Origin of the sequence: uncultured Vibrio sp. (assembly GCF_947488985.1) — a bacterium.
Classification (GTDB): domain Bacteria; phylum Pseudomonadota; class Gammaproteobacteria; order Enterobacterales; family Vibrionaceae; genus Vibrio.
Map to the genome: position 1 here is coordinate 1 of NZ_CANLBV010000122.1, position 8,153 is coordinate 8,153.

Sequence of the window (8,153 nt, forward strand, 5' to 3'; positions counted from 1 at the left end):
TTTCTTAGTTGTCATTGTTCACCTCGTTAGTGATTGTACTCACTTAACTCAGTGTCCAAAACTTCTGGTGCGGATCACTTACTAGCTTCTTTAATTCCTAGTTCGCCGTCGTCAGCCAATGATTCGTTGAATTCTTTCAATTTAGCTTCAAGAGGATGAAGTCTAGTGTCTCTTTTACACTCTTTTAACTGTTTACGATTTAGAGCTTTTAGAAGCTTTGATAGTCTAGATTGGCGTCCATTGGATAGTTTTGCTTCAGCGTCTCTTAGTGGTGGAAGGTAAATACACTGAACGAGTTCTAGTAGCTCAGGATCAAACTGGGAGCTTCTAGATATCCCTCCCCAAATAACCTTTTTGAAGCGGCCTCGAACTTCCTTGTTTTCAGCTTGCAGGTTTAACAGCGCCGTATTAGAGGCTCCAACCCAGGGAAGAAAAGCAACTTTGTCTGCTGCGTCTAATCCATCAAACTCAGCACTGATAGAGAGCGAGGAAGCACTTACCCTCCCTACGACAAAAGGGCTGAAAAAATCATCGCTAGTAACGCTATATCTACCGGATTCAGAATCGTGAAAAAGCTGTCTAATAGCGCTAATTATGGCCGTTTTACCAGCGCCATTTTCACCAACAATCACATTTAAACCTTCTGCTAGTTGGACGTTAAACTCTTTTCCAAAACATCGAAAACCTTCAGCTTTTAAGTGACTTAAATACATACCTTACCCTACCTGCTTGAATAGGCATATTCTAACTGTTTAGTATGATTTGGGTAACAACGAGGTTAGCTTACTTGAGTGACTTAGCTAACACTATTCATGTGCGGTGCGGACTTTAATGGCTCTAACTGGAGGTCGATGAGTTCACTATTCACGCATGTCACGTTACATAACCTTTACTAAGGTAAGCTAATGAAAGAACAATGTAATTGGGCTTTTACTTTAAATGATAAATGGCATAAACGCGCGAGAACAGATCGGCTGACACTAGTATGAACATTTGAGTTGTGTTATTGCTACTTTTGTACAGAATAAATTACCTGAGGCATGGCAACCTCTCCTATTTGAGAGCACAGAGTCACTGCGCCACTGCAATGCGACAATAAATAAAATCTGATGTTATGAGAAACTAACTACACTGGCTTTGTTAATGGCGTTTAAAGATAAACTAACTTTTGTCACCATAGAGTAGAGAGTTTTTTTCAGGGTAGGTTGTAGGAGATTCGACGATGGAACGTATCAAATGCTTCTCGTCCTCTCAGATGGCTGGAAGGCTATGCTAAAACGCCCAATTTAATAGCACTAAAATGTGAGCCTTTAATGCCTGACTTCCCGATCATCAAAGTGCCGTACTTTAGGCAAAAATCACGCGGAATTTCGCAACGGTCAATTACAATATTTAGGCATTGACTACAAGTAACTCGCCAACGACTCAAAACTAGATTCTCATTGGACGCTATGATGGTTAGCAGAAACTCGGCTTTAAACTCCTGTAGAGAAACGTTGTCGATACGAAATTCATAAAGCCCATCCCTATCTAGTTGTGCTATTTCAGCAACTAATTCCCTCATAAATAATATATCCTCTAAATTCCACAAAACCATATTGCATTTAGTTCAACAGTTCATCATGCCCATACCTAGCCCAAGATTGTATTCTTGCCAATCATTAGAACATCTAACTCATTAGACAAGTTGGCCAAATCAATGCACCAAAAAGTCATTGTTCATGAGAATCTAGAAAGCGTTGGGGCAAATCTGACCTAACCACATCAGCTAGCTCGGAAATGGAGATTTCTGAGTTTCGTAATTGCGAACTGTCTTGTATAGGCTCCAGACAGAAGGTATCGACAAATCTGCTAACTTAACATAGTGGAAAAAAGAGAGTTCTATTGAGTTATGTTAGCGATATAGCTAACATTTAGGGTCAAATATAAGCAAACGCTAGCAGTTTAATTAAGAGCCTTGATTTTATAAATCACACTCACTCGCTCTCCTATGAGTTTTCCATCTGCATAACCATATTTAAGTTCGCTAACTCAAATTTGTAGAACCGTTTGATCCCTTTATTATTGTCATCTAATTTTTGTGCATCTGTGCGGACATCAATATGCCACTTCTTCTCGATAATCCACCTGAAAGCTGCTCGCTCAGTTACATATATTTCATCTTTCCCGTCAGGTATTCCGAAATCTGTTCTGACTCGTTGGCGTCCGTTTTCTGACAGAGAGTCGTGCAATTTCAATATCAGGGGTAACCTAAGGTTCCAGTGCTCATCTTGTGATAAAGCTTCATTCTCTTTCTGTTTTGCTGCTCTAGAATCAAGTTCTTCGACGACATTCCTGACCCTTGCAAAGAGGAAGTTTTTAAACTTCCTATCTCTTGTTTCTGAACGATCAAAAGCCCTAAACATCCAGTTTGTCCCATCATTCATAATTGCTAACGGGACGATAATTCGCTCTTCGTGATTAATACTATTTTCTGAGAGGTAATTACAGGAAATTGAGTACTTGCCCGAGATGGCTCTTGTGATCATAGCAACATCATTGAGGTTTAGCTGGTTTGGTATCCTTCCAATTTTTTCATAGGGCAGCTCCGTGGCTCCAGAGAGTTTGTTGCTATTAAAACCATTTGCGAGCATCCCCAAAGCAAGCTCTGAATCAAAATTAACAAGTGGATGAAAAGTGTCTCTGATGATTGTGTTTGTCTTTTGTGTCTTATTGTTCGGTCTCAGCTTGGAATACTCAGTTAACACGCGAGACGCAGCGGCTTCTGCTATACCAAAAGCTCCCTTTAAATCCGCTCTAGTCACTTGTCCCGTGAAAAAGAGTTTGAAATCAACATAAGCAAGACGAGGACTAATGTCGCTGCTTATTTCATCACCTTTAACATGCGAACTCAGATTCATTGCAAATACCTTTCCAATTGAAATGCTATCTATGATAGCAAGGATATATGTAAAGTGTTACTAAAATCCCACTAAAAGATCATAAAAAAACATTGCAATGTATCATTATGATTCATTAGGTTGACTTCAATGGATGATTGGGTTAAATTTCGTTCAAATCACCAAGTTAAGTTGTATGTAAATACACAACTTTAGTTTGTTAAGAAAACCCATTGAAAGTGACATAAAATTCCGTAAAAAAAGAGGTTGTATATGAGTGACAGTGAGATAAGTATCCTTGATGACCCACGCAATGAACCTTCTGTTGATAAAGATGCTGCACAAAGCGATATAACTGAACAATCCTCTTCATCAGTCAATCAGTTACTCAACAACCTTTTGGTTGCAGGAGTACGTCTCGAAGTAGACCCTGACCAATATCTATACTTAGCTGCAATTCACGCTTGGGATCGCCATGCAGATGATACTATGAACTTGGTGCAGCAGAGTTTCGATGAAGAAACTGTTCTCGGCATTGTACGTTACGTCGACAATTATGCAGGACGTGAAGAAGGTTACATTGATTCACGAGTTAGTAATTTTCTAAAGTGGGGCGTTGAGCAAAGGTTGATGACCTTAGCCGGGACCTCGGTACGTGACGAAGACCCGCAGTATCGGCTAACTCAGCTCGCACACGATCTCTTAAAGCCTTATTTTAATGATGAAGACTTCGACCAACAGGAAAGCCTAAGTCAGCGCTACAAACGCATTGAGGTTTTGTTAGGTGAGCTCAACGCTATCGAAGTAGAAGACCCGCAGGCATGGTTTGAATCGGTTCGTTCGTATTTACCTACTCTTAAAGACTTGTTGGAAGGTGTTTCGAAAAACCAAGAGTTGCTCATCGCGCAGTTTGGTACCGAGCGGCAAGACATTACAAAAAAAATCACCAGTTCCATTGTCGAGGATATAACAACCTTACTGTTGTTTTCCGATGATTTAATGAAACAAATCAAAGATTTGAAAACTCTTATTCTGATAGGTGCTGATCAGGTGCTAATGCAGTTAGCAGTCTTGCAACAGACAGCTGCTGCACGTTCAGCACCCTCTCGATTGCAGAGTGGACTTGAGGAGATAGAGTTATTTTTGGAGCGAACTAGTGAGTTTGCCAATATGTCGCTGATCGATTTAGTCAGCTTCCTGGAGCGCCTGATGCAAAATATACGGTTGCGCCTAACGCTAGATCCTAACGCCAATCTCTCACAACTGATCGATTGTGCCATAGAGCTAACCAGAGGTAATTCATGGGGGTTGGCTCTGCCTTTCCAAGAGCGCTGCGTACAGATGCGTGAGTGGTCGCCACCTCCTCCCCCTGTAGATGACTGTTTACCAATTTTGGAAGCAGAAGGTACTCATGTCGTGCGCCAAAACCCAACCCACCTGCGAAGCTATTATTGTACGTTGTATCGATGCACAACGAGAAACAGAGCGCTTTGCTCCTTTGTTTAAGAACTTTGACACTGAATGGGTGTTGCTGATGCAGCCCTACCCTGTAGCATCCAACGAGCTCGAACAACGAGTGAAAGATCAGAATGCACGGTATCACGAGCTCAGCAACCAACTACGCAACATGGAAGGTCTGCATGAGGTTAGGTTCCATCTGGGGTCAACATATGCCCAGGCTAAAGCCTTGCTTGGTGATACAAACCATAAACAGCAAGTCTTGAAAGACCAGGCCAAGCAACTAAGCAATCACGTGGAAACTCTTAATGGGCAGAAACAGATTGCCGAGAACGATCGTGATAAAGCGCAACAGCACTCGATGCAATTAAATGCAAAAATACAACAGTTAGAATCGGAGCTAGGTCGCAGCGAATTGGAACTCAAGCAAATTAGCATCGATTACCATCCGGGCATGGAAAAGCAGTTGGATGCCGAAAGAAAGCAGCTCGACAACGCATGCAAATCTGCTCAGGAAAAAGCAGACAAGCACAGCGGGGATTTATCGCAAGCCAGAGAGCTCCAACAGCAAATGCGCAGTGCAGCCGAAGCATGCATGACCAAGGAAACATTTGCCCAAACCATGCAGGAAAACTTAACCGCAGCCCGTCAAGCCGTGATGGATATGGTGGCTAACGATGGCGTTGGTACGGTGTTGCAGGGAGCAATGTCAAACGCCTTGGAAGCTATCGAAGATACCGACACCGCTTTTCAAAGGGTTCAAAGCTTGATCAGCAGAGTCAACGGTTGTGCGCAGGACTACGGTATACCGGTAACTGATCCTATGCTGGCATTCGGACAGCAGCTAACGGGAACCAATTTCGCTGAAGTCGTACATTTATACGCTGAAGCAGTGAAACTCTTCAAGCGCCGGGCTAGACACGACATAATCCACAGCGGTGACCCACAGCAAATGTTGATTGAACTAGACGAAGCCTGCCGCATGGCACAAAAGTCGCTGGATAACGCCGAATCTATGTTCCAGACCAAGCGTGGTGAGTTGGGCGAAGCAATTGCTAAACGTGTGGTTGACGAGCAACGGGCGGTTCGTAAATTAAGCAATCAACTTCACGGTATCGGCTTCGGCCAGGTGGCCGAAGTACGGTTGGTAACCGATTATGTGCCGAAATTCGATAAGGTACTGGATGCCTTGCGACAGGGCTCTCAGGTGATGGATGATCTATTTGCGGAAGCAGAATCGGTCGAAAAAGCCCTATCCGATCTATATCACCGTACCACAGCAGGGGAAATCAAAGGAGAGAAACTACTAGATCATCGCAATTACCTAATGGTAAAAACACAGATCCGTCGACGTGGGCGCAGTGAATTTGAAGATCTTGAAGGGACTCACTTGTCGACAGGAGAGCGGCTCGGTTCAGGGCTCGTGGTGTTGATCAGTATTATCAAGCATTGGGCTGGCGCCGCTCATGGCAAGAAAGCTTTTGCCGTCCCGTTAGTGATGGATGAAGTAAGCCGTTTGGATGCACACAGTCAAGCTACAGTCGCAGAACTCTGCCGACGTTGTGGCGTCCAATTACTAATGGCAGCGCCGGAGTCCCTTGGCAAGATCACTGGACTGGGTTACCAGTTAGTTCGGGTGTGGCCTGAGGGGGTTAACATTGATAACCCAAGCAAAGCTGACGAAGCGCGGTCCTGGGTGCAAATAACAGGCTTGCAAGACGGTACAGAGTTGACTGTTAACGGCGACCGTGTCCTCAATAGCATTTTAGGTAGCTGATGAAAGACGATTTACTTCAGCGCCTGGGCTTGCCCAGGGCGCATGTGGCCGAAGTTCTCGCCCGCTTGGCGCGAAACACCAAAGTGATTGGGCGCCAAAAAGATGCCCCGATCTTGGCACATCTGGAATCGTTGCAGATCATCCATTGCGCGGGTCGGTTATGGCACTTGGATAACCCTGAACGATTGGAACAGTTATGCAATCAGATAGGCTACTCGGAGCTAAATGCCCCACAGAAGCGTGGGGCTATCTTGCGAAATACCAAATTCATCCACCACAAAAGTGCCGCCGCATGGCGCGGTGACAGCAAATCTGGTTGTAGTGAACCACTGTTGCCAGGTCAGAAAGCTACCGGTGACGAGGTGATGAGGGTACGCAGCCACCATACCGGCTTGGCTATCGCGTACCAAAATGGATGGCTGCAATCTGTCGATGATGAAACCATGCAACGCACCGAATGCTCGATCCCCGAGCGTCAATGGCTGACGAAAGAACAGTTGACATTTAACAACATCCACTTAGTGATGACGGTCGAGAATCTGGGCGCTTTTGTTGATATGCCATTGGTGGATGGGTTAGTTCTGTTGTACGTGCCGGGCTTAAACATTGCGCACTGTGCATTATTAGAAGCACTGCCAAAACAGGTTCCGTGGGTGGCGTTCCCTGACTATGACCCCAATGGGCTGTCAATCGTCCGCTCAATGGCCCAAAAGCTAAATCGACCGGGTCGAGTCTGGTTGCCTGATTACTGGCGTGAGCAAGCCACCCAAAGAAGTCGGGAAATGTTGGGGGCCAGCAAGCGGAGCTGGCGTGACGCACCCGCACTAGATTTGCCCGGTTTGCGTGATGTGGATCGCTGGTTAGAACAAGAGACTTTAGTGTTGGATCACCGATGCGATAAGGCTCTATTCAAATTGGTGAAGAATGGAATTGGTATTGAAAGGCTTATCTAGCTAATAAATTCTCATGGAAAAAAGCCGAACGATACAACACGAAATTATATGGTTCGGCTTTACCCACCCCTATCCCTAGTAAACCTTGAACCCTTTCAGCTACTTGCCTCAGCATTTTCACCTAGTCAGAGACAGATTACAAGGTTATCCGAATACCTGTACACGACCCCCAGCTCTTTAGCAGAGGTGGTGCTCTATGATGAAAGGTATCAGTCTTTGAGTTGGCATCCAACTCTGATTTGAGGATTAAGCCCCTCTATGGCAGCTTGGGTTGTCGGTATGATGTTAAAACGGCAATAAGTCACTTTGCAAGCCGAGCTTCATTATCTTTTGATAAAATGCAAACTTCATTGGTATTACATGCTTAGGAGCAAACATTCTTGAGTCCATATGATCAACGTTTTGACCATTGCGCTTCGCCCAATCTACGATGTTATTTGAACTAAGTATGATTTTGCATTCATTTTCAAAATTATCGATTAACTCACTCGTGTCAGAGCATTCAATCACTTTCCATAGATACCAATGAGCCTCTTCGTTATCCGAATGCACAATACCTTGGAGATCGTAAATAGACGGCTCAAAGTAAGCCTGTTTTACGTCAGCGTGCTTATCCCATTGAATCAGTCCAGCACGATATTGATGTAATAGTTTATAGCAACCGTCGTTTTCTATTACCACTAGCCTCAATACACTCAACCCTTTTTTGTATTCTCGAGATGGATCTACACGGATTTGGTGTTTAAAAATAATATCGCCAGATAACTTAACGTAGTTCACCACTAAGTTTTCACCATCTGGTAGGTACTGATAATAAAGATGCTCCAATTGCCTCTTCAAAAAATGGCCATAATTATTGATGAAGTAACGCATTTGCCGCTCCGTAGCCAAAGCGTGACCATTTAGCCACCTAGACGCCAGAGAGCTAGAAGAGCCTTTTAAGCCGGCTTTCTTTTCAATATCTTTGTTGGTGTACCCACCTTCACGCTTAGCAATTTTCAGTAGCTGCCTAGGGCGTGTTGATCTTTCGTGAGTGTTTTTTAAACAGCATGGTAAAGAGTTATAATTTGCTTCGCCAAAAGTAAA

General features: G+C 44.1%; 6 protein-coding genes. 3 read left to right on the forward strand and 3 right to left on the reverse strand.

Features of this window, described 5'->3' with window-relative positions:
- Nucleotides 1–74 precede the first annotated feature (74 nt).
- The gene (locus Q1A70_RS17855) at nt 75–713 is read right to left on the reverse strand and encodes an AAA family ATPase (protein ID WP_299694812.1); all 639 of its coding nucleotides are present in this window, start codon (nt 711–713) and stop codon (nt 75–77) included.
- Between the two features lie 1,275 nt (nt 714–1,988).
- Entirely contained in the window at nt 1,989–2,900 is a 912-nt protein-coding gene (locus tag Q1A70_RS17860; protein ID WP_049537252.1) for a WYL domain-containing protein, read from the reverse strand.
- A gap of 252 nt (nt 2,901–3,152) precedes the next feature.
- Here Q1A70_RS17860 and Q1A70_RS17865 point away from each other — a divergent pair, with 252 nt between their 5' ends.
- The 3 genes from Q1A70_RS17865 to Q1A70_RS17875 all read left to right on the forward strand — a co-directional run bounded on the left by Q1A70_RS17865 (nt 3,153) and on the right by Q1A70_RS17875 (nt 7,067).
- Nucleotides 3,153–4,385 (forward strand): hypothetical protein, encoded by a 1,233-nt coding sequence (locus tag Q1A70_RS17865; RefSeq protein ID WP_299694809.1) that lies wholly within the window; start codon nt 3,153–3,155, stop codon nt 4,383–4,385.
- Nucleotides 4,291–6,114, forward strand: coding sequence for a hypothetical protein (locus Q1A70_RS17870; protein ID WP_299694808.1), 1,824 nt, complete (start codon nt 4,291–4,293; stop codon nt 6,112–6,114). The genes Q1A70_RS17865 and Q1A70_RS17870 overlap by 95 nt, the downstream gene beginning before the upstream one ends.
- Nucleotides 6,115–6,227: 113 nt before the next feature.
- A complete protein-coding gene (locus Q1A70_RS17875) occupies nt 6,228–7,067 on the forward strand; it encodes a hypothetical protein (RefSeq protein ID WP_299694807.1) in 840 nt (279 codons plus the stop codon).
- Nucleotides 7,068–7,352: 285 nt separating this feature from the next.
- Here Q1A70_RS17875 and Q1A70_RS17880 read toward each other — a convergent pair.
- On the reverse strand, nt 7,353–8,153 hold an 801-nt coding region (locus Q1A70_RS17880), incomplete at its 5' end, for a hypothetical protein (protein ID WP_299694806.1).